The following is a 24,781-nucleotide window of genomic DNA, read 5'->3' as shown; positions in this document are numbered from 1 at the left end:
TGCGGAGTCGACAACGAAGTCTGCATTGGAGGCGTTAGGGCTGATGACACCCCTCAACACGCAAGGTGATCCCATTCTTTTGGAGATGCGCTCAATCACCAAGGAGTTCCCGGGCGTGAAGGCCTTGTCCAACGTCAGCCTCCGGGTGATGGCCGGCGAGATCCACGCCATCTGCGGCGAAAACGGCGCAGGCAAGTCAACCCTCATGAAGGTACTCTCCGGCGTTTACCCCTACGGGAGCTACACCGGAGACATCGTCTACCAGGCCGAGACACAGCAGTTCAAGGACATCCGCGCCAGCGAGGCAGCGGGCATCGTCATCATCCACCAGGAACTGGCGCTGATCCCCGAGCTGTCCATCATGGAGAACATCTTCCTGGGCAACGAGCCCACCAAATGGGGAGTCATCGACTGGGCGGAGGCACGCAAGCGTTCCTTGGAACTGCTGGCCCGTGTAGGCCTGCGCGACGACCCCGATACCCCCATCAAGGAAATCGGCGTTGGCAAGCAGCAGCTGGTTGAAATTGCCAAGGCCCTGAACAAGTCCGTGAAGCTCCTGATTCTGGACGAGCCCACGGCGGCCCTGAACGAATCCGATTCCCAGCACCTTCTGGACCTGATTGTGGGTCTGAAGGGCAAGGGCATCACCTCGATCATCATTTCCCACAAGCTCAACGAAATTGAGCAGGTTGCCGATGAGATCACCATCATCCGTGACGGAAAGTCCATTGAAACCCTGAACGTCAAGCGGGACGGCGTGGACGAGGACCGCATCATCAAGGGCATGGTAGGGCGGACGCTCGAATCGCGCTTCCCTGACCACGAGCCCACCATCGGTGAGATCTTCTTCGAAGTGAAGGACTGGACGGTGGGGCACCCGCAGATCCAGGACCGCCTGATCTGCAAGGGATCCAACTTCTACGTACGCCGCGGCGAAATCGTTGGTTTCGCCGGGCTCATGGGTGCCGGCCGCACCGAATTGGCACGCTCCCTGTTCGGCCACTCCTACGGCCGCTTCATCAAGGGCCAGGTGTACAAGGACGGCAAGCCCGTCAACTTGCGCAGTGTCCGCGCCGCGATCGATGCCGGGCTGGGCTACGTCACCGAGGACCGGAAGTCCCTGGGCCTGAACCTCCTGGATGACATCAAGACCACCACTGTTTCCGCAGCGTTGGACAAGATCAGCCACTATTCAGTGGTCGATACCCGCCAGGAGTTCTCCGTTGCGGAGGATTACCGGAAGTCGTTGCGCACCAAGACCCCGTCGGTGGAAGAAGGCGTAGCCAAGCTCTCCGGCGGCAACCAGCAAAAAGTGGTGCTGGCCAAATGGATGTTCACTGACCCGGACCTGCTGATCCTGGACGAGCCCACCCGCGGAATCGATGTGGGCGCCAAGTACGAGATCTACGGCATCATCCAGAAGCTCGCCAACCAAGGCAAGGGAGTGATTGTCATTTCCTCGGAGCTTCCCGAGCTCCTGGGCCTGTCCGACCGCATCTACACCATCTTCGAAGGTGCCATCACCGGTGTCCTGAACAAGAACGAAGCAGACCAGGAAAGCCTCATGAAGCTCATGACTTCCGCCCGCAAAACAGCCTGACCCGCTGGCCCAGACACACCCCTTCCTGACACGAGGACCCAAACAATGAACGCGCTCAAGAAGCTATTTGGTGGCAATACCCGCCAGTTCGGCATGATCTTCGCCCTGGTGGCACTTATCGTCTTCTTCCAGATCTTCACCGAGGGACGCACGCTGACCCCCGGCAACGTGATCAACCTGTTCAACGGCAACTCCTACATTCTGATCCTGGCCATCGGCATGGTGCTGGTGATCATCGCCGGCCACATTGACCTGTCCGTGGGTTCCGTTGCAGCCTTCGTGGGCGTGTTCGTTGCCTTGGCCATGAGGGACTGGGGGCTCCCCTGGTGGGTCGGTGTCCTGTTCGGCCTGGTCCTGGGGGCGATCATCGGGGCCTGGCAAGGGTTCTGGGTAGCGTATGTGGGCATCCCCGCCTTCATCGTGACCCTGGCCGGCATGCTCCTGTTCCGCGGATTCAACCAGTTTGTGGGGAAGTCCAACACCATCCCCGTCCCCACCGAATTCCAGTTCATCGGCTCCGGCTACCTCCCCGAGATTGGTCCGAACACCGGATTCAACAACCTCACACTCCTGCTGGGCATTGTGGCCGTGGTGCTTGTTGTGATGATGTCCCTGCGGGCACGCAACAGCAGCAAGGCCCTGGGGGCGGATGTTCCCGAGCTCTGGGTTGAAGTCACCAAGCTTGTCCTGATCTGCGGCGCCATCCTCTACGCAACGTACCTGTTCGCCACCGGCCGCCCGGGCACATCCTTCCCCATCCCCGGCCTCATCCTGGCCGTCCTGGTCCTCATCTACGGCTTCATTGCGGACAAGACCGTCCTTGGACGCCACGTCTACGCAGTGGGTGGCAACCGCCACGCAGCCGAGCTCTCCGGTGTCCAGTCCAAGAAGGTCAACTTCATGGTCATGATGAACATGTCCATCCTGGCCGGCCTGGCCGGCATGATCTTCGTAGCCCGTTCCACCGCTTCCGGCCCGTTCGATGGTGTTGGTTGGGAACTGGATGCCATCGCGGCCGTATTCATCGGCGGCGCCGCCGTTACCGGTGGCGTTGGCACCGTGATCGGCTCGATCGTCGGTGGCCTGGTGATGGCCGTCCTCAACAACGGCCTGCAACTCTTGGGCGTTGGCGCCGACCTCACCCAGATCATCAAGGGGCTGGTGCTCCTGGCCGCCGTTGCCTTTGACGTCTACAACAAGTCCCAGGGCAAGCGTTCCATCACGGGGCTGCTGATGAAGAACTTCCAGCGCAACAACGAACTCAAGCCCGACGAAACCACCTCCACCAAAGAGGTCATATCCAAGGAATCCTGACCGGGTTCCGTTCGACTCGCTCCACCCCACCCACACAGAAAGTGAACCAAAATATGCGAATGTTTGGTAAAGCAGGAAAGGCAGCAGCAGTCGCTGCCATCGCGGCACTGGCGCTGACGGCCTGCGGCCGCACAGACAGCGGCTCAAGCAGCAGCACAGCAGGCGGGGAAGCGTTCCCCAAGGACTCGCTGATCGGCGTCGCACTTCCGCAGAAGACCAGTGAGAACTGGGTCCTCGCGGAGAAGCTGTTCAACGACGGCCTCACCGGCGCCGGCTTCAAGGCCGACGTCCAGTTCGCCAACGGCGGCGTGTCCGAGCAGCAGAACCAGATCAGCGCCATGGTCACCAAGGGTGCCAAGGTGATCATTGTGGGGGCCATCGATGGCGCCCAGCTGGGTACGCAGCTCAAGCAGGCCAAGGATTCCGGAGCCACGGTCATTGCTTATGACCGTCTGCTCTTGAACACCGAGAACGTGGACTACTACGTGGCCTACGACAACTTCAAGGTTGGTGTCCTCCAGGGCCAGGCCCTGCTGGACGGAATGAAGGCCAAGAAGGCAAGCGGTCCGTACAACATTGAACTGTTCGCCGGCTCCCCCGACGATGCCAACGCGAAGGTCTTCTTTGACGGCGCCATGAGTGTCCTGAAGCCGAAGATCGACGACGGCACCCTCAAGGTTGTCTCCGGACAGACCTCGTTCGAGCAGGCAGTTACCCAGGGCTGGAAGGCAGAGAACGCTCAGCGTCGCGCTGACACGCTGCTCACCGGCAGCTACGGCACCGCTTCCCTGGATGGCGTCCTGTCCCCGAACGACACCTTGGCCCGCGCTGTCCTGACCTCCGTCAAGGCTGCCGGCAAGCCGCTCCCGATCGTGACCGGCCAGGACTCCGAGGTTGAGTCCGTCAAGTCGATCCTTGCAGGTGAGCAGTACTCCACCATCAACAAGGACACCCGCAAGCTGGTTGAGCACGCCATCACCATGGTGAAGGACCTGCAGGCCGGCAAGCAGCTGGAAATCAACGACAAGGACTCCTACAACAACGGAGTCAAGACCGTTCCGGCATTCCTCCTGCCGCCACAGATCGTGACCAAGGAGAACGTCAAGACGGCTTACGTTGACGATCCCGTATTGGGCCCGATCACCAAGTAGCTCCGTTTTACAGCAAGACCTGATCCACAGGGAGCCCCGGTCCGCCAGAAGGTGGGCCGGGGCTTTTGCTGCCTCAATTCTGCTGGATCATCGCGGTGCTCGCCGGACGCAAACCCCGGAATGTCGGGGGTTCGGATGACAGCAGACGCCGATGATCCAGCAGAAAAGTTTTCACAGCCCACGCATAGCTTCGGCTGGCTTCGCGCACAGCGGCGCTCAGCAATGTTGGACACGCGGCGCGCTTGAGCGGGCCGGGGCCGCTCCCCCGGCCCACGCAGGTCCAAAGGAGAAACGTGAGCGTCCTCGCCCGAAGCGTAGGCAATGCCTTCCGCAACAAAATCAGAACGGCCGCAGTGGTGGCCGTCCTCGCCGTAGCCATCGGTTTGGCCCTGGCCATGCTGGTGGCCAACCAGGCGGTGGGCGCCAAGGTCCAGGAGCTCAACGCTTCCGTGGGCACCACGCTGACAGTTAATCCGGCTGGCGGCCAAGGCTTCGAGGGCGGTGGTGAACCGCTCACGACGGCGGAGGCCCAGACTGCTGCGTCGGTCACCAACGTGACGTCCGTGGTGGGCACAAAGGCACTGCGCCTCCAGACCGGCACCACCAGTACAACCGGAACCACGTCCGGAACCACCCAGCAGGCCGGTCCGGGTGGCGGCTTTGGCCCGGGGGGACAACAGGCCACGGTCAGCACCAACCTGACGGCAGCCGTCGACGCCGGAACGCTGGGCAACCGCAACGGTTCCGCAGGAACAACCGGCACCACAGGAACAGCTGCCCAGCCCCCGCGCACGCTCCCCATCACGGCAACGGGTATCGGCGCCGAGGTGGACACCACCGGCAAGGCACTGAACATCACCAGCGGCACCGGGCTGGGCGACTACACCACCGCGGAGGCGAAAGCGCTGGTGGGAACCTCGCTTGCAGAGAAAAACAGCCTCACCGCGGGATCCACGTTCACCATCCAGGACACTACATTCACCGTTGCCGGCATCTTCGACGCCGGGACTACGTTCGGCAACAACGCCGTCTACGTGACCCTTCCGGAGGCCCAAACCCTGGCAGACACCCCGGACGAACTCTCCACCATGATCGTGACGGTCAACAGCATGGAGAACGTTGACAGCACCAAGACCGCTGTGCAAAGCGCCCTCGGCACGGACAAGGCCGACGTCACCCAAGGCCAGCGCAACCTTGAAACAGCCGTCAGTTCGCTGGACAGCGTCAAGAACATCTCGCTGATCGCGTTCATCGCAGCCCTCGCCACCGCAGGCATCATCATCCTGCTCATCATGGTGATGCTGGTCCGCGAGCGCCGCCGGGAGATTGGTGTACTGAAGGCGATCGGAGCCCGTAACCGCACCATCGGACTGCAGTTCGTGCTGGAGTCCCTGGTGCTGGTGGCCCTGGGCAGTGTGGTGGGTGCCGTGATCGCTTCACTGGCCAGCGGCGGCATCGCTTCCGCGCTCATCAGCTCGAACACCACCACGACGGCGGCAACCACCACCCAGCGCGGCGGCGGCCTGGCTGGAGCCATGCCAAACGGTGCAGCCCCGGGTGGCGGCCTTGGTGGTGGATTCCCCGGAGCCGGAGGCCAGGGTGGTCCCTTCGGTGGCGCTTCCCAGCTGCTGACCTCCGTGACAGCCAGTGTCTCCCCCGGCATCCTCGCGGCGGGCATTGCCGCCGTCTTCGCCGTGGCAATCATCGGTGCCCTGGTACCCGCGCTGCTGACTGCCCGTATCCGTCCCATCGAAGTACTCCGAGGAGAATAGCCGTGATTGTTGTCAAGGATCTGGTCCGTCAGTTCAAGTCCGGTGACCGGACCATTAAGCCCGTCAACGGTGTGAGCTTCGAATTGCAGAAGGGCTCGCTGGCTTCCATCGTGGGCAAGAGCGGCAGTGGCAAAAGCACGCTGTTGTCCCTCCTGGGCGCGCTGGACAAGCCCACTTCCGGGGACGTGGTGGTGGATGGCGTCAGCCTGGCTGGACTCCCGGACGGGAAGCTGACTGAGTATCGCCGGCGTGATATTGGCTTCGTGTTCCAGCAATTCAACCTGATCCCCAACCTCAGCGCCGTGGACAACGTGATGCTCCCCATGGAGTTCGCCGGTGTGCGCAAAGCGGCCAGGCTTCAGCGGGCCAAAGAGCTGTTGGAGCAGGTGCAGTTGGATCCGGAGAAGCACTCGCGCCGTACCAACCGATTGTCCGGTGGCGAACAGCAGCGTGTGGCGATTGCCCGTGCTTTGGCCAACGAACCCAAGCTGATCCTCGCTGATGAGCCCACAGGAAACCTGGACGAGCAAACCGGCGAGCACATCATTGAACTCCTCAGCTCGCTGAGCCGCGACCACAACACCACCATCCTGGTGGTCACCCACGATCGCAGCCTCGCACGGAAAACTGAGCGCTGCTTCCGGCTGCAGCAGGGCAAGCTCACGGAGGAGGTCCGCACCGGACACAATGTCTGACAGGATGGCAACCATGAATCTCCCCATCGCCACGCCATGGCTGTTCGAGCAAAGCAACCAGGACCCCACCGCAGCCACCGGGCGGCCGCTGCGGTGGGGCGTGGTGTCCACAGGCAACATCGCTGCCAGCGTGTCCAAGGATCTGGCGCTGCTTGAGGATGCTGAACTGTACGCCGTCAGCTCGAGGACCCAGGCTGCCGCGGAGGCTTTCGCTACCGCTTCCGGCTTCAGCAAGGCCTACGGGGACGACGGCGGCGTCCCCGGCTACCAGCGCATGGTGGAAGATCCTGCCGTGGACGTGATCTACGTGGGGACTCCCCACGCGCAGCATTTCCAGATCGCATCGGCTGCATTGCGGGCAGGCAAGCATGTTTTGTGCGAGAAAGCCCTCACTATCAATGCCCGCGAGGCCACGGAACTGGTGGCCCTGGCCAAGGAGAACGGCGTGTTCTTCATGGAAGCCGTGTGGAGCCGCTTCCTCCCCAGCATGCAACGGGCCTTCAGCATCGCAGCGTCAGGGGAACTCGGGGAGATCCAGTGGGTAAGTGCGGACCTCGGCTTTCCGGCACCCTACGATCCCTCGGCGAGGATCTGGGCGCTCAACGACGGGGGCGGGGCGCTTCTGGACATCACGGTCTACCCGCTGCTGTGGGCCTTGGGAACGCTGGGTTTCCCGCAATCCGTGACGGCCATGGGTTCGCTGAACGGGGACGGTGTGGACACCCAGAATGCGCTCACGCTGGGATACTCCAGCGGCGCGCAAGCACAGCTCACTTCTTCCCTGATGGCCCATGGACCACGGACAGCCACGGTGGCCGGCGGACTGGGCTTCCTGCAGGCAGTGGGATCCGTGAACAACCCCCGGGAACTGCAGGTCCGCATTGGGTGGGATGAGCCCCGCACTGAACACTTTGACGTGGTGGGTACCGGCTACACCTACGAGCTCCGTGAAGTGACCCGGTGCGTCCAGCAGGGACTGGTCCAAAGCCCGGTCATGCCGTGGGAGGACTCCGTCAACGTCATGCGGCTCTTCGATGGTGTCCGCTCACAGCTGGGCATCCGGTACCCCAACGATGCCCGCAAGGCTGCAGACCAGCGGTGAGTACCGGCGTCGTGAATTAACCCGCGTGTGCTGGTCAGCGGCCTGCCCGCGACGGTTGGCGGGCAAGCTTGCGGTCCAGCGAGAACGCACCGGATCCCAGGAAAATGAAAGCCACCGAAACCGCGAAGTAGATCAGGATCAATTCCCCTGTGACACCCGCGGCATCAGTGAGAAGTGGCTTTCCGGCCTCGGTCACGAACCAGATGGACGCGAACATGATGGCGGCAAGGAATCCTGCCACCCGGGTCAGGGCGCCAAGGACCAGGAGCAGGCCAAGGCCCAGCTCGCCGGCGATCACCAACCACGCCACAATTTCGGGTTTCTGCACGCCCATGGCGGCAACCGATGCAGCAAAGGCGGCGTGCCCGGCCATGAGCTTCTGGATGCCGTGAACCATGATGAGCACACCGAACACCACGCGGAGAACAGTGACGCCGCGGGCTGAGGACTTGGGTGACGGGTGAAGGAATTTCACGGTCCCAATCTTCCATGCCCCGGCCCGCACACCAAACGTGGGCACCCGCACCTGCTCCCATGACGACGTCTGCTGTCCCCTGGTTGGGTGAGTGGGGGCAGAATGGGGGTGGGCCCATTCGCGGGCCTGCGGTTTTGACGAGGGCCAACGCGGGATGGAGCAGGCATGCAGGTAGACGTTGTAGTTGTTGGCGGAGGAGCCATGGGATCGGCGGCAGCCTGGCAACTGTCCCGCAGTGGCAAGTCGGTGGTCCTGCTGGAGCGTTTCGAGGCCGGGCACCACATGGGCGCCTCGCACGGAGCCACGCGCAACTTCAACACCGCCTATGCAGAGGCTGACTACCTGGACCTTTTGGCGGAATCCAAGACGCTGTGGGACGAGCTCGCTGCCGAGAATGGCGCGCCCCTGCTGGACCTGGTGGGGCTTGCGAACCACGGCAACGTCCCCAAGTTGGAGCTGGTCCGCGCAGCCCATGAAGAGCGCGGGATCGAAAGTTACTTCATCTCGGCCGACGACGCCGCCAACCGCTGGCAGGGCATGAACTTCGCCACCGACGTCCTGTTCGTGCCCGGTTCCGGCCGGATCCGCTCTGCCGATGCCCTGGTGGCGCTCCGCAAAAGCGCGGAGGCCCGCGGAGCCATTTTCAAGTATTCGACGCCGGTCCACGACATCCGGATCGACGGCGATGATTCCGTGGTGGTGGTGACCGAAGATACCGAGTACACCGCAAGCCGCGTGGTGGTCACTGCGGGCGCCTGGACCAACAAGCTGGTCAGCAAGCACGTGAAACTCCCCGCCTTGGTGGTCACGCAGGAGCAGCCCGCCCACTTCACCCCGGTGGATAAAACCCTGGTGTGGCCCAGTTTCAACCACAGCCCTGATCCGGACCCCAACAACGAGCTCTACGAGTACTGGTTCAGCCCGGTCTACGGGATGCTCACCCCCGGCGAAGGCGTCAAAGCGGGCTGGCACGGCGTCGGCCCGGTGATGGACCCGGACCAGCGCACTTTCGAGCCCATCCCCCAGCAGCTCGAAGCCCTGGTGCGGTACGCCGAAGAGTGGCTCCCCGGCGTCGACCCTTCCAGCGTGGTGCCCATCAGCTGCACCTACACCACCACGCCCACGGAGGATTTTGTGCTCGACGGCTTTGGCCCGCTGGTGGTGGGGGCCGGGTTCTCCGGTCACGGCTTCAAGTTCACTCCGGCCATTGGGCGGGTGCTGAAGGACATCGTCGACGGCGGCATGGCACCTGGGCGGTTCCGCGCGGACCGCTGACTACACGCTTAAAAGGAGCCGGCCCGCAGGCAATGCCTGCGGGCCGGTTCCGTTATGCCGGAACTACTTCTTCAGGGTCGCGAGGACCTTGTTGAAGGTGGCGGACGGACGCATGATCTCTGCGGCCTTGGCAGCGTCCGGACGGTAGTAGCCGCCCAGTTCGACGCCGGGGCCCTGGACTGCGGCCAGCTCGCCAACAATGGTGGCCTCGTTGGAGGTCAGTGCTTCGGCGATCGCCGCGAAGTCCTTGGCCAACTCGGCGTCGTCGGTCTGCTGTGCCAGCTCCTGTGCCCAGTACGTGGCCAGGTAGAAGTGGCTTCCACGGTTGTCCAGGTCTCCCACGCTGCGCTTCGGGGACTTGTCCTCCAGCAGGAACGTGCCCGTGGCGCGGTCCAGCGTGTCGGCCAGGACCTGGGCGCGGGCGTTGCCCGTGGTGGTGGCAAGGTGCTCGAAGCTCACGGCCAGGGCAAGGAACTCGCCCAGGCTGTCCCAGCGGAGGTGGTTTTCCTTGACCAGCTGCTGGACGTGCTTGGGAGCGGAGCCACCTGCACCGGTCTCGAACAGGCCGCCGCCGTTGATCAGCGGAACGATGGAGAGCATCTTGGCGCTGGTACCCAGTTCCAGGATGGGGAACAGGTCCGTGAGGTAGTCGCGGAGGACGTTGCCGGTGACGGAGATGGTGTCCTCGCCCTTACGGATGCGCTCCAGGGTGAAGGCCGTGGCCTCAACCGGGGAAAGGATCTCGAGCTGCAGGCCCTCGGTGTCGTGTTCCTTGAGGTACTCGTTGATCTTGGCGATCAGGTTGGCGTCGTGCGCGCGGGTCTTGTCCAGCCAGAACACGGCCGGGGTCTGGGATGCGCGGGCACGGGTAACAGCCAGCTTGACCCAGTCGCGGACCGGGACATCCTTGGTCTGGCATGCGCGCCAGATGTCACCCGGGGAGACCTGGTGCTCGATCAGGACGTTGCCGGCCTTGTTCACCAGCTGCACGGTGCCGGCTGCCTCGATCTCGAACGTTTTGTCGTGGCTGCCGTATTCCTCGGCTGCCTGTGCCATGAGGCCCACGTTGGGGACGGTGCCCATGGTGGTGGGATCGAAGGCACCGTTGGCGCGGCAGTCGTCCAGGACAACCTGGTAGATGCCGGCGTAGGAGCTGTCCGGAAGGACTGCCAGGGTGTCGGCTTCCTTGCCGTCCGGGCCCCACATGTGGCCGGAGGAACGGATCATGGCCGGCATGGAGGCGTCCACAATGATGTCCGACGGGACGTGCAGGCTGGTGATGCCCTTGTCCGAGTCCACCATTGCCAGAGCCGGGCCGTCTTCCAGGCCCTTGGTGATTGCTGCCTTGACGCCTTCGCGGACGTCCTCCGGCAGGTCTTCCAGACCGTTGAGGATGGCGGCAAGTCCGTTGTTCGGGCTGATGCCTGCTGCGGCGAGCTGCTTGCCGTAGGTCTCGAACAGTTCGGAGAAGTACGCCTTGACCACGTGGCCGAAGATGATGGGGTCGGAGACCTTCATCATGGTGGCCTTCAGGTGTGCGGAGAAGAGGATGCCCTCTTCCTTGGCGCGGGCGACCTGCGCCGCCAGGAACTCGTCCAGCGCTGAGGCGCGGAGGACGGTGCCGTCCACGATCTCGCCGGCCAGGACGGGGAAGTCCTTCTTGAGGACCTTCACGGTTCCGTCTTCACGGACCAGCTGGATGGTGAGCGCATCATCGGCTTCGATGACCACGGATTTCTCGTTGGAGCGGAAGTCGTTCTCGCCCATGGTGGCAACGTTGGTCTTGGACTCCGCGGTCCAGGCACCCATGGAGTGGGGGTTCTGGCGGGCGTAGTTCTTCACCGACAGGGGTGCGCGGCGGTCCGAGTTGCCTTCACGCAGGACCGGGTTCACAGCGGAGCCCTTGATCTTGTCGTAACGCGAGCGGATGTCCGTCTCGGTGTCGGAGGAGGGGTTGTCCGGGTAGTCCGGGAGGGCGTAGCCCTGGGCCTGGAGCTCGGCAATGGCAGCCTTGAGCTGCGGCACGGAGGCGCTGATGTTGGGCAGCTTGATGATGTTGGCTTCCGGCTGCTTTGCCAGTTCGCCGAGTTCAACAAGGGCGTTGCCCGTGCGCTGCTCTTCTGTCAGGAAATCACCGAAAACGGCGATGATGCGGCCGGCCAGCGAAATATCGCGGGTCTCCACCTCTACACCGGCGGTCGAGGCATACGCTTCCACAATCGGCAGGAATGAGTAAGTTGCCAGCATCGGCGCTTCGTCTGTGTGGGTATAGATAATCTTGGCCATTGGCGGGGTTCTCCCTGAAAAGTCTGCAGATTTCAACATCTCTAACTTACCCGAGCACACCGTTTTCACGGCTCTTCGTGTCCGGGATCACGTGTTCGTTACCACACTGCCGCGGCAAAACCGGCAATAGTGATGGCATGAGCCGCACACGTCCAGCTGCCCCGTTAACCCTGATCCTTGCCGGAGCGCTCCTGGGCCTGGCCGCCTGCACAGTTCCGGGAACACCACCCACAGCCCGGGAAACCGTCCCGCACGACGCCCCCACCGGGCAGACGCTGGCCCAGGCACGGGCGGCCATCGAATCCATTCCAGGAATAGCGGTCACGGATTTCACCGGCGGGACAGCTCCCAACATCAAGGGCAATACCGGCTACCACCTGGGTATCAGCGTGGACCCGGGCCACTCCATCCAGGCCGGCGATGCTTTGGTTGACTACATCGTCCGCACCACGTGGTCCGTGGGCGAGGGTTACAAACCCACCACCCAAATTGCTATCAGCAGCAGCACTTCGGACGGCCAACCTCCTTTCGACCTGGTGGCAGCAGGGGTGGAGTCCGGATGGACCATAAAGCAAAGCACCCCGGCCGCTGCGGCTGACCAGTACAGCAGCATTGTGGTGGAGCTGAACCCGGACGACGCGCAGGGCGCCCGTAACCTGGGCACCCTCGGAGGGGGTGACTCCTGGCCCGGCGCCGCTCCGGCACCCCTGCCCGGGACCGCCGTCGTACACCTTAATTGAGCCGCGTTTGCGCCTGTCTTTGGCGACATTTCGGTTTGGCGCATAGCTCAACAAGGAAGTGACAGCAAAATATCACAAACTCTGAAACATCTCTTTACAAAGTTGTCATACGCGGGATACCTTCGATTTCGTCAGTCGGCGGCTGCCATCACTGGCCGCCTCACTCCCTCGATAGGTAGGAACAACGTGACGAAAACCAAGACCCTGGCCACAAGCCTGCTGAGTCTGTCCGCTGCCGCAATCATGGCGTTGGTTGGAACCACCAGCGCCAACGCGGCACCGGTCACCACCACAGACTCCAGCAGCGCTGCGGTCAGCAGCCATGCAGTGTCCGACGCCGGTGCAGCGGACTACTGGACACCGGAACGTATGAAGAACGCCAAGTCCGGCGACGTCCTGGGCGCCAAGGCCCTGGAGCGCGGCAAGCTCCTGAACCTCGGCAAGGGTGCCGCCCCGGAAGCCCCGGGCGCCGTCAGCAGCATCCCCGGCCAGCAGGCCTCTGCTGATTCCAAGGTAATCGATCGCAAAGTCAACCAGAGCGAAACCCCGGTCAAGCACATCGGCAAGATCTTCTTCACCCTGGGTGGCTCCAACTACGTCTGCTCCGGCAACTCCGTAACCGCTGCGAACAAGAGCACCGTCTCCACCGCCGGCCACTGCGTCAATGAAGGACCCGGCGCCTACGCCACCAACTTCGTATTTGTCCCCGCCTACCTCAACGGCGCCGCACCCTACGGGAAGTGGACGGCAAAGGCGCTGTACTCCCCCAGCCAGTGGGCCTCCAACGGCAACATGCAGTACGACACCGCCTTCGCAGTGGTGAACACCCTCAACGGCCAGAAGCTCGCAGACGTCGTCGGGTCCTCCGGCGTCCAGTTCAACGCCGCCCGCGGCCTGAGCTACAAGTCCTTCGGCTACCCGGCAGCCTCGCCCTTCAACGGCGAATCGCTGAAGAGCTGCTCCGGCACCGCCACCAACGATCCCTACAACCCGCAGTTCAACAGCCAGGGAATCCCCTGCAACATGACCGGTGGATCTTCCGGTGGTCCGTGGTTCATCGGCAACAGCTCCACCGGATACCAGAACTCCGTGAACAGCTACGGCTACGGCACAAACTCCACGTCCATGTACGGACCGTACTGGGGCACCGTGATCCAGTCCACCTACAACACAGCCGCAGCGTCGTAACGGACTCTCTTTTGTAGGCGCGTCCCTGTTAAGTACGTGCCTTAAGCACCACGGCGGCCGTCCCCGGAAAGGGGGCGGCCGCCGTCGCGTTGCGCTTTAGTTCTTGTCCCTAGTGGATGTCCCTAGTGGAAGAAGTGGCGTGCACCGGTGAAGTACATGGTGATGCCTGCCGCGTTGGCTGCGGCGATGACTTCCTCGTCGCGGACCGAACCGCCCGGCTGGACCACGGCGCGGACACCGGCGTCGATCAGGATTTGCAGGCCGTCAGCGAACGGGAAGAACGCGTCCGACGAAGCAACTGCACCGCGGGCGCGCTCAGGTGCGTTGGCACCGCTGGCGTTGGATGCACCGCCAGCGCCTTCGACGTCGGACTCCACCGTCACGCCCAGCGTGTTGGCGCGCTCCACGGCCAGGCGGCAGGAGTCCAGGCGGTTGACCTGGCCCATGCCGATGCCCACTGCTGCACCGTGGTTGGCCAGCAGGATGGCGTTGGACTTGGCGGCGCGGCACGCGGTCCAGGCGAAAGCGAGGTCAGCGAGGGTTGCTTCGTCGGCGGCTTCGCCGGCTGCGAGGGTCCAGTTGGCGGGGTTGTCGCCGTCGGCGTCTACCTTGTCGCTCATCTGGACCAGGACGCCACCGGAAACCTGGCGCATCTCGGACGGGTAGCGGCCGTAGCCCTCAGGGAGGGCCAGCAGGCGGATGTTCTTCTTCTTGGAGAGGATTTCCACGGCTTCCGGCTCGAAGTCCGGGGCGATGACAACTTCGGTGAAGATATCGGCAACCGTTCGGGCCATGCCGGCGGTGACGGTGCGGTTGGCGGCAATCACTCCACCGAACGCGGAGACAGGGTCGCAGGCGTGGGCCTTGGCGTGGGCGTCGGCGATCGGGTCCGCGGCATCAGCGGAACCGACTGCGACACCACACGGGTTGGCGTGCTTGATGATCGCGACGGCAGGCTCGGCGAAGTCGAAGGCAGCGCGGAGGGCGGCATCGGCGTCGACGAAGTTGTTGTAGCTCATGGCCTTGCCGTGCAGCTGGTCAGCCTGGGCGATGCCGGCGGGAGCAGCCTTGTCCACGTAGAGCGCGGCCTGCTGGTGCGGGTTTTCGCCGTAGCGGAGGACCTCGGAACGCTCCAGGGCCAGGCCGGCGTAGGCGGGCCAGTCGATGATGCCGTCGCCGTCTTCGTCCAGGAACTGGCTGGCAGTCCAGGAAGCAACAGCGTTGTCGTAGCTGGCCGTGTGGGCGAAGGCCTTGGCGGCCAGGCGGCGGCGGGTGTTCAGGTCGAAACCGCCATGTGCAGCGGCGTCGACAACTGCACCGTAGAAGGTCGGGTCCGTGACGATGGCGACGGCGGCGTGGTTCTTCGCGGCCGAACGCACCATGGCGGGGCCTCCGATGTCGATCTGCTCCACCACGTCATCCTGCGCTGCGCCGGACTTCACGGTTTCCACGAACGGGTAGAGGTTCACCACCACGAGGTCGAAGGTTTCGATTTCCATACCGGCCAGGGTGTCCATGTGCGCCGGGACGCGGCGGTCAGCCAGGATGCCGCCGTGCACGCGCGGGTGCAGGGTCTTGACGCGGCCGTCCAGCATTTCCGGGGAGCCGGTGACTTCTTCGACTTCCTTGACCGGGATGCCTGCGGCGGCGATCTTCTTGGCGGTGGACCCGGTGGAGACGATTGCGACGCCTGCTGCGTGCAGGCCCTTCGCGAGCTCCTCCAGTCCCGTCTTGTCGTAAACCGAGATCAGTGCACGGCGGATGGGAACACGGTCAAGCTGCGTCAAGCTCACAAAAGTCTCCGTCTTAGTTCGCGTAGATATCGCGGGTGGTGTGGCGGGTGTGGGGATACGGGCAGTTTATCGTGTTTCGTTGTCGCCCCGCTTGTGCGTCGTCGCAGCCCCCTCCCCTGCGTTGCGAGGCCCGCTCTACGCCCTGCTCGAGGCACGAAAGGCGCACACCCGGCCCCACAAGCTCACCCGCTACGTTGTGGGGCCCGCTCTGCGTGCCACATCCCGCTCGCGGGACGCACACCCGGCCCCACAAGCTCACCCACTACGTTGTGAGGCCCACTCTGCGTCCAGCTCGAGGCACGAAAGGCGCACACCCGGCCCCACAACTCGGGGCAGACAAGACTTTACGACGCCGGGCCTCGCCACCCGCGCGAGGCCAACGCATCGCGCACCTTGCGTTCTGCGTTGGCCCATCCACCTTTCATCTGGACATCGGAGAATTTGAGCACGATCCAGCCCATAGCTCGAAGCCGGTCGTCGCGTTCGATGTCCCTGCCCCATTGCACTGGGTCGGAGCGGTGATGATCACCCTCATATTCCATGGCAATTTTGTACTCCTTGTATTGGAGATCGGGCGTCGATATGTATCTGCCGCGCTCGTCGAAGATTGGCGCGGTAATCGCTGGCTCCGGCAGTCCGGCGTCGACGATTTTCAACCGAAGCCGGGATTCCTGCGGGGAATCAACCCCCGGCCTCAGTAGCGGCAGGACCTCCCGGGCCATTCGGATTCCCTTGACTTTGGGACGCCGGTCGATGACTTCTTTGATCGCCTCAAGCGAGGACAACGGATTCTCTCGCGCCAACAGAAAATCGCCGGCTGCCACTAGCGATGACCGGCCCATGTGCCTGGCCAGGTCCACCCATGTCCATTCCGGCGACGTCAACTGACTTCCGTTCACCACACGAACGTCCCGAGCAAGCAGCGGAGCCCGATGTCCTATGACTCCCCGACGCTTGACCCTGCCGATCTCTTGCCGACGGGTCACGTGACGTAGCCCGTTCCTGCCCTCTTCCTCAAGGTAAATGGGGAGCGGCATGGACCACAACAACGCTGCCGTGACGTGACTGACTGCACAGCGAGGAGTGACGGCGGTGTGCAGCCGCCCGAGTAGTGCGAGGTCCAGTTCACCGCCCTTGGCAATACGAATGCCACGACTCGGCGTTACAAGCTCTTTCGTCTGGAGTCGCCACCGTGGCACACCGGCAGCGTAGGCGTCGGCGACGAGAAAGCCTTGGGGATCAACGTCCGTCGGCAAAGGGCTGGGATTCCGCATGGATCCATGCTTGCGGGAAACGATGGCTCACATTCGGTTATCCACAGAAATCGCCCCCGTTGGGCCCTACCACTACTCCTCCACAGAAGTAGCGCCCGCGTTGCGAGGCCCGCTCTGCGCGCTAAGCGCAACCCATACCCTGCAGATCGGGCCTCACAACGGAGAGCCCACCCGTTGCAGGGCCTACTCTGCGCCCTAAAGCGCCAACCAAACACGCAGAACGGGCCCCACAACATAGGGTGGTGCCATGGAAGCCACCGGGGTTGTTCTTGTTGCCGATGTTGGGAAGAGCCGTTGCCGCGTGGAGTTGCGCAGCGGTGATGAGTTGCTGGGTGCGGCGGACCAGCACGGCTTTCCGGGGGTGCACGTGGACAACGGACCTACCCTCGCGTTCGAGCTCCTCCTTGAAACGGTCAGCCTGTTGCCGCCCGGCCTCCCCGTCAGCACGATCACGGGCATCGGTGCCGCAGTGGCCGGGGTCGAGGCGTCCGCGGAAAAGTCTCAGGAACTCGCCACCTTGCTGGCCCAAAGGTTTGGCGTCCCTGCCGCTGTCCTCTCCGACGCAACAGCGGCCCAGCTCGGGGCACTTCACGGCGCCGCTGGCACCACGCTGATTGTGGGCACCGGAGCCGTGGCCTTCCGCTTCGATGAGGCCGGAATTCTCCACCGCGCCGACGGCTGGGGTCCCTACCTTGGTGATCGCGGCAGCGGACGATGGATCGGCCAGCAAGGTCTGCAGGCAGTTCTTGAAGCGCACGACGGCGGTCCCGCCACGTCCTTGACCGCGGCGGCCAGCACCCTGGTTGATTCGCCCGAAATGCTGCCGGGCTGGCTTGCCGGACAAGAGAACCCCTACCGCTCCATGGCCCGGTTTGCGCCTTCGGTTCTGTCCGCAGCAGAGGCAGGTGACGCCGTCGCACATGGCATCGTTGGCGAGGCGTGCCGCATCCTGACCCAGACCGTGGAGCGCGCATCAGGTGAAGAACACAGCGGGGTTGCGCTCCTGGGCGGAGTGGTGGGCTCGGACTTCTTTGCCGCGCTCTTGCGGAAGTCCCTCGCTTCGGCTGGGATTGAGGTGGTGGCCCCGTTAGGCGATGGCCTGGACGGTGCCGCCCTCGCTGCGACGCGCCGCGGGCTCATCCAGGAAAGGTACATCCACCGTGACGGAACACCCCGGCCCGACTGACGCTGACAAACTCGCGGGCCTCCGGACGGAACTCGCCGGGTTGCAGACCGAGGCAACCGCCGAAGGCCTGGAAAACCTGGACACCATGGGCGCCGGCGAACTCGTTGCCGCGATGCTTGCACACAGCGCAGGCGTGCACGCGGCCGTTGAAGCCGCGAGCCCGGCGATAGTACAAACGGTCGACACCGTTGCGGAGCGTCTCCAGCGCGGGGGGCGCCTTCTGTACGTGGGAGCGGGGACGGCGGGGCGGCTGGGCGTGCTGGATGCCAGCGAGTGCCCGCCGACGTTCGGCACCCCGCCGGGACTCGTCGTCGGGCTGATCGCGGGCGGGACCGAAGCGATTCAGAAGCCCGTGGAGTACGCGGAGGACAATGCGACTGCCGGCGCGCGGGATTTGCACCACATCAATGTCACTGAAGCTGACGCCGTCGTGGGTATCACCGCGTCCGGGAGGACGCCCTACGTGATCGGCGCGCTGGAGGAGGCCCGGAAACGGGGAGCATTCACAGCGTCCCTGGCCTGCAACAAGGGTTCGGCTGTGAGCCACGTGGCTGATGCCGCCATTGAGGTTGAGGTAGGTCCGGAGTTCATTGCCGGTTCCACCAGGCTCAATTCGGGCACCGCCCAGAAACTTGTCCTCAACATGATCAGCACATTGGTCATGGTGAAGCTGGGCAAGACGTACGGGAACCTGATGGTGGACTTGCGTGCCACGAATGAGAAGCTGCTGGCCCGTTCGCAGCGGACAGTCCAGCACGCCACCGGCGTTTCCGCGGCTGAAGCGGCTGCTGCCCTGGACTCGGTGGGTGGATCAGTAAAAGCAGCTATCTTGGTGCTCCTGACAGGCATCGACGCCAGCGAGGCAAAGGGTGCCTTGGAGGAAGCAGAGGGTTTCCTGCGTCGGGCCATCGAGGACAAGAAGTAACGTTGGCCGCCAGGGCTTAAGGTTGCATGCAGGAGGCCCAATGAATACGTACACAACCGTGCCCAGCGGCGAGCAAGTGGTGCAGGATCTGCCGTGGCGCTGGAAAGTCCAAGGCAGGATTTTCGTCATCGGCGGCCTGGGATTCATGTTCGACGCCTGGGATGTGACCCTCAACGGCATCCTGATCCCGTTGCTGTCCAAGCACTGGTCATTGCAACCGGCCGACGCTGCATGGATCGGCACGTCCAACTTGATCGGCATGGCTGTGGGCGCCTTTGCGTGGGGCACCATCGCGGACACCATCGGGCGCAAGAAGGCTTTCACGGCCACCCTCCTGATCTTCAGCATTTTCACCGTCCTTGGGGCCTTCTCCCCGGATATCGTGTGGTTCTGCATTTTCCGGTTCATGGCCGGTTTTGGCCTGGGTGGCTGTATCCCGGTGGACTACGCCCTGGTGGGTGAATTCACGCCCCGCAAACAACGGGGCAAGGTGCTCACAGCCATGGACGGTTGGTGGCCCGTGGGCGCTGCCCTGTGCGGTTTCGTGTCCGCGGGGCTGGTGGCACTGTATGGCGACTGGCGGCTCACCATGTTGGTGATGGTGATCCCCGCGCTCCTGGTGTTCTGGGTGCGGCGATCAGTCCCCGAGTCCCCGTTGTTCCTGATCCGTAAAGGTCGCCGGGCTGAAGCTGCGGCCGTCATTGACGGTTTGGTGGAGGCAACCGGAGCCGAGCCACGCGCCTACAGCCTCCCGGACGCACAGTCGGCACCCCGGCTCTCTGCAGGCAGTGCGTGGATCCAGCTGCGCAGTATCTGGACGTTCAATTGGAAGATCACCACCGCGGCGTGGGCCTTGTTCTTCTCCATCCTGCTGGTCTACTACCTGTCCTTGACGTGGATGCCGCGCATCCTGATCGGGGCCGGGTTCGAGGAGTACAAAGCCTTCGTCACAACCGCCGGGATGGCCGCCGTCGGACTTCTGGGCGTGGTGGTGGCAGCGCTGCTGGTGGAGCGGGTAGGCCGCAAGTGGATTTTGGCCATCACCGGTCCGCTGTCAGCAGTGACTCTGGTGATCGTGGCCTTGGTGGTGGATGTGCCATCGGCCGCCGTGTTCTGGCTGCTGGTGTTCGGGTTCGTGGTCCAGGTGGCCATCCCGGTGCTTTACGCCTACGTGTCTGAGCTGTACCCCACCGAACTTCGCGGATCCGGCTTCGGTTGGGCTTCGACGTTCTCCCGGATCGGTGCCGGATTCGGGCCCTTGGTATTCGCGTCCTTCTTCTGGCCCGAGTTCGGATTGGCGCAGTCCTTCGCGATGGCTGGCGGCCTGGTGCTGATCTCCGTGCTGTGGATGGCGTTCTTTGCGCCGGAAACCAAGCAGCAGATCCTCGACTAACCCCCCAGCCCAACCAGGTCGGGGGTGGCGGCGAGGTCCTTCAGGGTCTGGACCAGCAGCCTGCGCTCCACAATCTTGATGCGCTCGTGCAGGGTTTCCTCGGTGTCGTCCGGCTGGATCGCCACGGCCTCCTGGGCAATGATGGGGCCGGTGTCCACTCCGGCATCGGCCCAGTGCACGGTGCAGCCCGTGACCTTCACTCCGTACGCCATGGCATCGCGGACGCCATGCGCGCCGGGGAACGCGGGGAGCAAAGCCGGGTGTGTGTTCACGTATTTGCCACCGAAGGCCTCGATGAAGTCCGCGCTCACAATGCGCATGAATCCGGAGGAAACCACCACGTCCGGGGAGTAGGAAAGCACCTTGTCGCGCAGTGCGGCGTCCCACTCGGCGCGGGTTTGGAACGAGTTGAAGTTCACCACGAAGGTCTCGATCCCGGCTTCGTCGGAGCGCTCCACGCCATAGGTGTCGGGGCGGTCCGCGCCCACAGCGGCGATGTCCACGTCCAGATCACCCGACTTCACGGCGTCGATGACAGCCTGAAGGTTGGAACCGGTACCGGAGACGAGGACAACAATGCGCATTGCACTAGCTTATGGGCGGCTCGCGTAGGCTGGAAAACATGAATCCCGACTCCGGTCCCCAGCCGAGCCAGCAATCCCGCTCCGAGGCCGAAAAGTCTGCCCTGGGCGTGACCCAGATCCTGTTCCGTGCCTTCCTTTTGACGGCGCTGGGATCGTTCTTTGTGTTCTCGCTGAACGTGAACTACGTGTGGTTGAGCGCCATACTTACGCTCGCCGCCGGGGTACTGGGCGTGCTGGTGCTGGTGCGCACCGTGAAATACAAGCAACCCCGTTTGATCCTTTTCGGCACTATTTCCGGCCTAGTGGTCACGGCCATCATGTGCCTGCTGATATTGACGTCGGCCCTGTTCTTCAACCAGGTCAGCCAGTACCAGGACTGCTCACGGGGAGCCCTCACGGAATCCGCCAAGACACAGTGCATGACCCAGCTGGAAAACTCGCTGCCGGGCCCGCTGCGCTAGCCGCCACCGCTCCCTCAGGGCAAGCGCTGACGTGAGACGCGCCGCTTAGGCGTGTTCGTCGTCGTACGCTGCTTCATCCAGGTTGGCTTCGCGCAGCTTCTGGCGGCGTTCCAGCCAAGGTCCCACTGCGTAGCCGATCACGACGCCGATTCCCACTTCCGCAGCCAGCCAGACTGCCGTCCACACCGGGTGGGGGCCGATTTCCGTGAGCCGCCCAACACCGGCGGACCCGCGGGCGATCCACGCCAACGCGCCTCCCAGCAGCCCGGCAACGGAGCCGATGAACGCGCCCAGGAACAAAGTTGAGGCTGCGGCGGTGAACCAGCGGGCTTTGATTTTGATGGAGAGCCACTCGTCAAAGTGGTTCTCGCCTTCGCGCAGGAACCACCATCCAGCCAGGATTCCGGCCATGACCGGCAACGCCAGGGCCGCCGCGCCAAAGTCCAGCTGACCAGCGGGAAGGGCGCCCAGGATGGGGACGGCGGGAAGAGGTCCGACGGCGGTCCCCAGCGGTCCCGCTGTGGAGCCAACCCCCAGTGAGAAGCCTGCCCCGGAGGCCCAGGACAAGGCGTACACCACGAGGTTGGGCAGGAAGCCCAACTGTGCAACGGTGAGGACAGCTCCGCCCAAAGCGCCGGCCTTGATGCCCTCGTACACAGCGATGATGTCTGTCCAATGCCACACGATGGTGACGGCGAGCAGCACAGCGGATAAGGCAAGGGCGGCCATCGCAGCGACGAAGCCGGCCTTCAGCGCCGATCCCACATAGGAGCCTGCCCAGCGGGAATGCTGGCTGGTTTTGGAGAGCCACGCAACAGCGTCCACGCCGATGAGCCTGCTCCATGAGCCCGCCTCGCGTCGTGCGCCAACGAGCATTCCCAGGGCGAAGGAGATCAGCGGGATGGTCATGGCGTACCAGAGGTTGATCACCACGTCCGGCGTGCGGCAGACAAAGCCGGTGGCAGTGCCGAACGCGGCGTACACCACAAAGGCGCCCATGAGGGCTTGCCAGAGCTGGTCCGTGTAGGAGGCCCGCGCGAGCCTGCGACCGGCTCGCCAGGCAAGCAGGAACGGAATGAGCGTCAGGCCCAGCGGATGCAGGGACAACAAACCGGACCCGGGCTGGGCCGCGGTTCCGATGTCCACGTGGGCCAAGGCCAGCGGAACACCATGAATCAGCAGCCATGCCTGACCGCCGAGCCTGGCAAGAGTGTCAACATTGTGGTCCTGGAAACCGTCGGTGGCCCACACCCCCACCAGCGGCAACACCACAACAAGGGCCGAAATGAACGCCGACTGAGCCGCTTCCAAACCGCCCTGCAGCCAAAGGGGCATGGGGAGGCCACGGTTTCCGGTCTGATCAGCGCGCAGTTTCATCGTGATCTATCGTGCCACGGTGGCTGGCCCCCATCCGGCAGGCGCCCCTGAAATACCGCGAATTCCTGCGCTTTTTCGCGTGGCCCGCCGTAAGATGGGAGGTGTTCTTCGCGGGCGCCCAGCGCCCCCAACAGATGCTGAAAGACCCGGAAACAAAACCGAAGCCGGGAACTAGGAGCGGCCAATGAACAGGTGTCACAACTTTTAACAGAAAGTCGTACTAGCCGCTGGTGCAGCCACCCATGGATCTTTTCCCAGGCTGCACCAGCCTTCTGTTTGGCTAGAGCTTTCTGTTTGGCTAGAGCTGCGGCCCGTAGATGAATTCCTTGGCGTGATGCACAGCCTTCTTGAAAGCGTCGTTGCGGAGAGAAACCTGTTCCTGCGACCCACCGGCCTTGGGCTCAAGGAACGTGGTGGGTCCGGGTCGGAGCATCCAGATGTCGCCTGCGGGTGGGAGGTAGAAGACGCCGAACGAACGGTGCTCTGGATCGTCTGTCCAAATAGGAACCACCGCTACTGCGGCGCCAGTATCCGGATTGATCCATTGGGCTCTGGGCATTGGCTGTTCGAGAACCTCTGGATCCAGGAACGGCGCGGTTCCTCTCCCCCAACGTTTCTCGAAGCGCTCGTAGAACGCGGGAATAATGTGGCCGTCGTAAGGGTGCCATGCGCTCATGAATGACTCCTCGGGGTGCGGGTGTGGTGAGACGACGGGGCCCAACGTGGCGGGCCAAAGGACAGGGGCGGCAGCTCCGAATTGCCTGCTGCGGGCTTGGGCGCTGAGTGGAAGCGAACTTTCACAGGTGTTCCGGCAGCCCGGGCGGGCAAGCCGGAGCACGCACGATCGTACGCCGCCCGCTTCCTCGGATCCGACAAAACCACGTATGCCTCCATGATGGCGTGCAGTTCCTGGACGTCGGCCGCTGAGGTGGTGCCGCCGTCGTCGGCCCCTTGGCGTGTGTCCGGGTGCAGGGCCCGCAGCAGAGAGCGGTAGGCGCGGCTGATCTCCCGGGAGGTCGCGTCGGGGGCTACGTGCAAGGTGGCGTAGTGGTCAGGTTGATCGGTCACTGGAGGTTCCGAAAGAGGTGGATTGGGAGATGGCCCCCGGCCGGTGAACTTGTCCCCGGCGGAGGCCATCGGTTGCGGGAGGCCGCAGTTATGCGTTGATCTCTTGCCTGGATTCGTTGGACGAAATTTCGATGCGGCGTGGCTTCGCCTTCTCGGCGACGGGGATGCGGAGGGTGAGCACGCCCGCGTCGTAGCTTGCCTTGACGCCATCGGTATCCAGGGTGTCGCCCAGGATGAGTTGGCGACTGAAGACGCCTTGGGGCCGTTCGGCTGCGATCAGCTCCACGTTGTCACCCGCGGGCGACTTCCGTTCGGCCTTGACCGTGAGGACATTGCGTTCCACGTCGAGGTCCACGGAATCAGGACTTACTCCCGGCAAATCGAATGCGACGACAAACTCCTCGCCCTCCTGCCATGCGTCCATCGGCATGCCGGCGGGGCGTGCTGTTGTGCCAAAAACCTGTTGTGCGAGCCTGTCGAAATCGCGGAACGGGTCAGTGCGCATCAGCATGGTGTTCTCACTCCTTTGGTTGTGATGCTGATTTTCTTGTTCTCACCAGCCCGTTGGATCTGTCATGGCTGGTATAGATTTTTTATAGCACTGGTGAGAGAGTAGTGCAAGCGGGTTTTCAGAAGATTTTCGGGAGGAGTTCCATGGCTGATTCGGCAGAGGATCACGACGGCGGACTGGGCACCGGCGCTTCCGACGGAGGCACCGTTTCGGGTCAGAACCGGGACGGCATGGGCGTCTACGCGATTTCCGTCGCGGCCGAACTCGTTGGAACGGGGCAACAAAACATCCGGCAATACGAACGAAAGGGACTGCTCAACCCCGGCCGCACCGATGGTGGAACCCGGCGCTACAGCGACAACGACCTCGCTACGCTGCGACGAATCGGGACACTCCTGGAAGAAGGGTTGAACCTGGCCGGCGTGAAACTCGTGCTGGAGTTGGAAGCACGGAACCGGGGGCTCACGGAAGACAACCGAGGGTTGGCGGAGGACAACAAGGGACTCCGGGCGGACAACCGTGGGCTGCGGAAGGATCTGCGGGATGCGCGGGGTGGGGGCTGATAGTGCAGAACCGCAATGAAACAAAAGCAGCGACGCTGCCAGCAGCAA

At 63.5% G+C, this 24,781-nt stretch carries 23 protein-coding genes; 14 read left to right on the top strand and 9 right to left on the bottom strand.

Annotated features, from left to right (window positions below; genetic code table 11):
* Window positions 1–43: 43 nt before the first annotated feature.
* From mmsA to JOE60_RS05210, 6 genes are all read left to right on the top strand, one after another.
* A complete protein-coding gene (gene mmsA, locus JOE60_RS05235; RefSeq protein ID WP_167264586.1) occupies window positions 44–1,600 on the top strand; it encodes a multiple monosaccharide ABC transporter ATP-binding protein in 1,557 nt (518 codons plus the stop codon).
* Between the two features lie 45 nt (window positions 1,601–1,645).
* Window positions 1,646–2,914 (top strand): multiple monosaccharide ABC transporter permease, encoded by a 1,269-nt coding sequence (gene mmsB / locus JOE60_RS05230; RefSeq protein ID WP_167264585.1) that lies wholly within the window; start codon window positions 1,646–1,648, stop codon window positions 2,912–2,914.
* 53 nt (window positions 2,915–2,967) lie between these two features.
* Complete coding sequence (locus JOE60_RS05225) at window positions 2,968–4,065, top strand: substrate-binding domain-containing protein (protein WP_167264584.1); 1,098 nt, start codon at window positions 2,968–2,970, stop codon at window positions 4,063–4,065.
* 293 nt (window positions 4,066–4,358) lie between these two features.
* Window positions 4,359–5,837 (top strand): FtsX-like permease family protein, encoded by a 1,479-nt coding sequence (locus tag JOE60_RS05220; protein WP_167264583.1) that lies wholly within the window; start codon window positions 4,359–4,361, stop codon window positions 5,835–5,837.
* Window positions 5,838–5,839: 2 nt separating this feature from the next.
* Window positions 5,840–6,532 (top strand): ABC transporter ATP-binding protein, encoded by a 693-nt coding sequence (locus JOE60_RS05215; protein ID WP_167264582.1) that lies wholly within the window; start codon window positions 5,840–5,842, stop codon window positions 6,530–6,532.
* Window positions 6,533–6,545: 13 nt separating this feature from the next.
* The gene (locus JOE60_RS05210) at window positions 6,546–7,634 is read left to right on the top strand and encodes a Gfo/Idh/MocA family protein (RefSeq protein WP_167264581.1); all 1,089 of its coding nucleotides are present in this window, start codon (window positions 6,546–6,548) and stop codon (window positions 7,632–7,634) included.
* Window positions 7,635–7,668: 34 nt separating this feature from the next.
* Here JOE60_RS05210 and JOE60_RS18480 read toward each other — a convergent pair whose 3' ends face one another.
* Window positions 7,669–8,109: a DoxX family membrane protein gene (locus tag JOE60_RS18480; protein ID WP_167264580.1), complete on the bottom strand. Its 441-nt coding sequence runs from the start codon at window positions 8,107–8,109 to the stop codon at window positions 7,669–7,671.
* A gap of 165 nt (window positions 8,110–8,274) precedes the next feature.
* Between JOE60_RS18480 and JOE60_RS05200 the strand changes: the two genes are divergently transcribed.
* The gene (locus JOE60_RS05200) at window positions 8,275–9,384 is read left to right on the top strand and encodes an FAD-dependent oxidoreductase (protein WP_167264579.1); all 1,110 of its coding nucleotides are present in this window, start codon (window positions 8,275–8,277) and stop codon (window positions 9,382–9,384) included.
* A gap of 63 nt (window positions 9,385–9,447) precedes the next feature.
* Here JOE60_RS05200 and JOE60_RS05195 read toward each other — a convergent pair whose 3' ends face one another.
* Window positions 9,448–11,670 carry an NADP-dependent isocitrate dehydrogenase gene (locus JOE60_RS05195; protein ID WP_167264578.1) on the bottom strand — a complete coding sequence of 741 codons (2,223 nt, stop codon included), beginning with the start codon at window positions 11,668–11,670 and terminating at the stop codon, window positions 9,448–9,450.
* Between the two features lie 137 nt (window positions 11,671–11,807).
* On the opposite strand from JOE60_RS05195, the gene JOE60_RS05190 reads away from it, so the two are divergent.
* Together JOE60_RS05190 and JOE60_RS05185 are read left to right on the top strand one after the other, a co-directional pair.
* Window positions 11,808–12,410 carry a hypothetical protein gene (locus JOE60_RS05190; RefSeq protein WP_167264577.1) on the top strand — a complete coding sequence of 201 codons (603 nt, stop codon included), beginning with the start codon at window positions 11,808–11,810 and terminating at the stop codon, window positions 12,408–12,410.
* An 81-nt stretch (window positions 12,411–12,491) separates the two neighbouring features.
* A complete protein-coding gene (locus JOE60_RS05185; protein WP_167264950.1) occupies window positions 12,492–13,598 on the top strand; it encodes a trypsin-like serine peptidase in 1,107 nt (368 codons plus the stop codon).
* Between the two features lie 122 nt (window positions 13,599–13,720).
* Here the strand turns inward: JOE60_RS05185 and purH are convergent, their stop codons facing one another.
* Both purH and JOE60_RS05175 read right to left on the bottom strand, forming a co-directional pair.
* Entirely contained in the window at window positions 13,721–15,391 is a 1,671-nt protein-coding gene (purH, locus tag JOE60_RS05180; RefSeq protein WP_167264576.1) for a bifunctional phosphoribosylaminoimidazolecarboxamide formyltransferase/IMP cyclohydrolase, read from the bottom strand.
* Between the two features lie 344 nt (window positions 15,392–15,735).
* Complete coding sequence (locus JOE60_RS05175; protein WP_167264575.1) at window positions 15,736–16,665, bottom strand: endonuclease domain-containing protein; 930 nt, start codon at window positions 16,663–16,665, stop codon at window positions 15,736–15,738.
* 247 nt (window positions 16,666–16,912) lie between these two features.
* Here JOE60_RS05175 and JOE60_RS05170 point away from each other — a divergent pair, with 247 nt between their 5' ends.
* Genes JOE60_RS05170 through JOE60_RS05160 form a run of 3 tightly spaced genes read left to right on the top strand, consistent with a single transcriptional unit; the run spans window position 16,913 to window position 20,169 of the window.
* Entirely contained in the window at window positions 16,913–17,851 is a 939-nt protein-coding gene (locus JOE60_RS05170; protein ID WP_167264574.1) for an N-acetylglucosamine kinase, read from the top strand.
* Window positions 17,826–18,776 (top strand): N-acetylmuramic acid 6-phosphate etherase, encoded by a 951-nt coding sequence (gene murQ / locus JOE60_RS05165; protein ID WP_167264573.1) that lies wholly within the window; start codon window positions 17,826–17,828, stop codon window positions 18,774–18,776. Before JOE60_RS05170 ends, murQ begins: the two co-directional genes overlap by 26 nt.
* Before the next feature lie 40 nt (window positions 18,777–18,816).
* A complete protein-coding gene (locus JOE60_RS05160; RefSeq protein ID WP_167264572.1) occupies window positions 18,817–20,169 on the top strand; it encodes an MFS transporter in 1,353 nt (450 codons plus the stop codon).
* Here the strand turns inward: JOE60_RS05160 and purN are convergent.
* Window positions 20,166–20,753 (bottom strand): phosphoribosylglycinamide formyltransferase, encoded by a 588-nt coding sequence (purN, locus tag JOE60_RS05155; RefSeq protein WP_167264571.1) that lies wholly within the window; start codon window positions 20,751–20,753, stop codon window positions 20,166–20,168. The genes JOE60_RS05160 and purN overlap by 4 nt on opposite strands.
* Before the next feature lie 11 nt (window positions 20,754–20,764).
* Between purN and JOE60_RS05150 the strand changes: the two genes are divergently transcribed.
* Complete coding sequence (locus JOE60_RS05150) at window positions 20,765–21,214, top strand: hypothetical protein (protein ID WP_167264570.1); 450 nt, start codon at window positions 20,765–20,767, stop codon at window positions 21,212–21,214.
* 45 nt (window positions 21,215–21,259) lie between these two features.
* Here JOE60_RS05150 and JOE60_RS05145 read toward each other — a convergent pair whose 3' ends face one another.
* The 4 genes from JOE60_RS05145 to JOE60_RS05130 all read right to left on the bottom strand — a co-directional run bounded on the left by JOE60_RS05145 (window position 21,260) and on the right by JOE60_RS05130 (window position 24,170).
* Window positions 21,260–22,591: a cell division protein PerM gene (locus tag JOE60_RS05145; protein WP_167264569.1), complete on the bottom strand. Its 1,332-nt coding sequence runs from the start codon at window positions 22,589–22,591 to the stop codon at window positions 21,260–21,262.
* 298 nt (window positions 22,592–22,889) lie between these two features.
* On the bottom strand, window positions 22,890–23,267 hold the full coding sequence (locus JOE60_RS05140; RefSeq protein WP_167264568.1) for a hypothetical protein: 378 nt from the start codon (window positions 23,265–23,267) through the stop codon (window positions 22,890–22,892).
* Window positions 23,264–23,659 (bottom strand): J domain-containing protein, encoded by a 396-nt coding sequence (locus tag JOE60_RS05135; protein WP_338112524.1) that lies wholly within the window; start codon window positions 23,657–23,659, stop codon window positions 23,264–23,266. The genes JOE60_RS05140 and JOE60_RS05135 overlap by 4 nt, the downstream gene beginning before the upstream one ends.
* 88 nt (window positions 23,660–23,747) lie before the next feature.
* Window positions 23,748–24,170, bottom strand: a complete 423-nt coding sequence (locus JOE60_RS05130; RefSeq protein ID WP_167264566.1) for an Hsp20/alpha crystallin family protein — start codon at window positions 24,168–24,170, stop codon at window positions 23,748–23,750.
* 230 nt (window positions 24,171–24,400) lie between these two features.
* Here JOE60_RS05130 and JOE60_RS05125 point away from each other — a divergent pair, with 230 nt between their 5' ends.
* Complete coding sequence (locus JOE60_RS05125) at window positions 24,401–24,733, top strand: MerR family transcriptional regulator (RefSeq protein ID WP_239528969.1); 333 nt, start codon at window positions 24,401–24,403, stop codon at window positions 24,731–24,733.
* The last annotated feature ends 48 nt before the right edge of the window (window positions 24,734–24,781 follow it).

The sequence above is a fragment of the Paenarthrobacter ilicis genome (genome assembly GCF_016907545.1).
In the GTDB taxonomy this organism is placed as follows: Bacteria; Actinomycetota; Actinomycetes; order Actinomycetales; family Micrococcaceae; genus Arthrobacter; species Arthrobacter ilicis.
The sequence above is the reverse complement of the archived record's forward strand: the minus strand, read 5'-3'. Positions and strand labels throughout refer to the sequence as shown.

Coding starts and splice junctions, on each gene's coding strand:
- mmsA (WP_167264586.1), top strand. CDS start 44: ATGACACCCCTCAACACGCAAGGTGATCCCATTCTTTTGGAGATGCGC.
- mmsB (WP_167264585.1), top strand. CDS start 1,646: ATGAACGCGCTCAAGAAGCTATTTGGTGGCAATACCCGCCAGTTCGGC.
- JOE60_RS05225 (WP_167264584.1), top strand. CDS start 2,968: ATGCGAATGTTTGGTAAAGCAGGAAAGGCAGCAGCAGTCGCTGCCATC.
- JOE60_RS05210 (WP_167264581.1), top strand. CDS start 6,546: ATGAATCTCCCCATCGCCACGCCATGGCTGTTCGAGCAAAGCAACCAG.
- JOE60_RS05200 (WP_167264579.1), top strand. CDS start 8,275: ATGCAGGTAGACGTTGTAGTTGTTGGCGGAGGAGCCATGGGATCGGCG.
- JOE60_RS05195 (WP_167264578.1), bottom strand. CDS start 11,670: ATGGCCAAGATTATCTATACCCACACAGACGAAGCGCCGATGCTGGCA.
- JOE60_RS05190 (WP_167264577.1), top strand. CDS start 11,808: ATGAGCCGCACACGTCCAGCTGCCCCGTTAACCCTGATCCTTGCCGGA.
- JOE60_RS05175 (WP_167264575.1), bottom strand. CDS start 16,665: ATGCGGAATCCCAGCCCTTTGCCGACGGACGTTGATCCCCAAGGCTTT.
- JOE60_RS05170 (WP_167264574.1), top strand. CDS start 16,913: ATGGAAGCCACCGGGGTTGTTCTTGTTGCCGATGTTGGGAAGAGCCGT.
- JOE60_RS05160 (WP_167264572.1), top strand. CDS start 18,817: ATGAATACGTACACAACCGTGCCCAGCGGCGAGCAAGTGGTGCAGGAT.
- purN (WP_167264571.1), bottom strand. CDS start 20,753: ATGCGCATTGTTGTCCTCGTCTCCGGTACCGGTTCCAACCTTCAGGCT.
- JOE60_RS05150 (WP_167264570.1), top strand. CDS start 20,765: ATGGGCGGCTCGCGTAGGCTGGAAAACATGAATCCCGACTCCGGTCCC.
- JOE60_RS05145 (WP_167264569.1), bottom strand. CDS start 22,591: ATGAAACTGCGCGCTGATCAGACCGGAAACCGTGGCCTCCCCATGCCC.
- JOE60_RS05140 (WP_167264568.1), bottom strand. CDS start 23,267: ATGAGCGCATGGCACCCTTACGACGGCCACATTATTCCCGCGTTCTAC.
- JOE60_RS05130 (WP_167264566.1), bottom strand. CDS start 24,170: ATGCTGATGCGCACTGACCCGTTCCGCGATTTCGACAGGCTCGCACAA.
- JOE60_RS05125 (WP_239528969.1), top strand. CDS start 24,401: ATGGGCGTCTACGCGATTTCCGTCGCGGCCGAACTCGTTGGAACGGGG.